The organism is Paenibacillus sp. OT2-17, assembly GCF_009827695.1.
GTDB classification, from domain to species: domain Bacteria; phylum Bacillota; class Bacilli; order Paenibacillales; family Paenibacillaceae; genus Paenibacillus; species Paenibacillus polymyxa_B.
In genome coordinates this window covers 1-687 of sequence record NZ_WUDQ01001004.1, presented here as the reverse complement: position 1 = coordinate 687, position 687 = coordinate 1, and the positions used below count along the sequence as shown (strand labels likewise).

1 protein-coding gene is annotated in these 687 nt (G+C 56.9%); it reads left to right on the top strand.

Translation table 11 applies throughout. The features are described 5' to 3' along the window. On the top strand, positions 1 to 687 hold a 687-nt coding region (locus tag GRP75_RS28730; RefSeq protein ID WP_160791086.1), incomplete at both ends, for an AMP-binding protein.

The following is a 687-nucleotide window of genomic DNA, read 5'->3' as shown; positions in this document are numbered from 1 at the left end:
TGGTGTACGAGGAGCAGCAGCTTACGTACCGCACACTGAACGAGCGTGCGAACCAATTGGCGCGCAGACTGCGAAATGAAGGTATTGGCCGCGAGTCGATTGTCGGCATTTTGAGTGAACGTTCGGTCGACATGCTGGTCGGCGTATTGGCCGTGTGGAAAGCTGGAGGCGCCTATGTGCCGCTGGATGCGGACTATCCGTCCGAACGTATTCGTTTCATGCTGGAGGACAGTGGTGCGACGGTGCTGTTGACCCAAACGGGCTTGCAGGAGCGTGCACAGGTCTGGCTGGATGAAAGCCGACAGGCCTCGACCGGAGGGCAGTCTGAAGGCGAGTTGCAAACAGCGGCTGGCGCTGAAACGATGGAATCAGGTACTCTCCATGGAAATCTGAATGGAACAGCAGATTCGCCATCTAATAGCGAAGCAGCATCCGAATCCGTATCGAACTTGCGTCTGCATACCGTGCTGGCGCTGGACGATGAGTCGCTGTATACCGGAGACACCACCGATATCGAGCATATCAACGAACCGCAGGATCTGGCGTACGTGATCTACACCTCCGGTACAACGGGACGTCCGAAGGGCGTCATGATTGAGCATCGCAGCTTGGTGAATACGGCTGCGGCCTATCGCCGGGATTACCGTCTGAACCAGTTCCCGGTACGACTGCTACAACTGGCGAGCT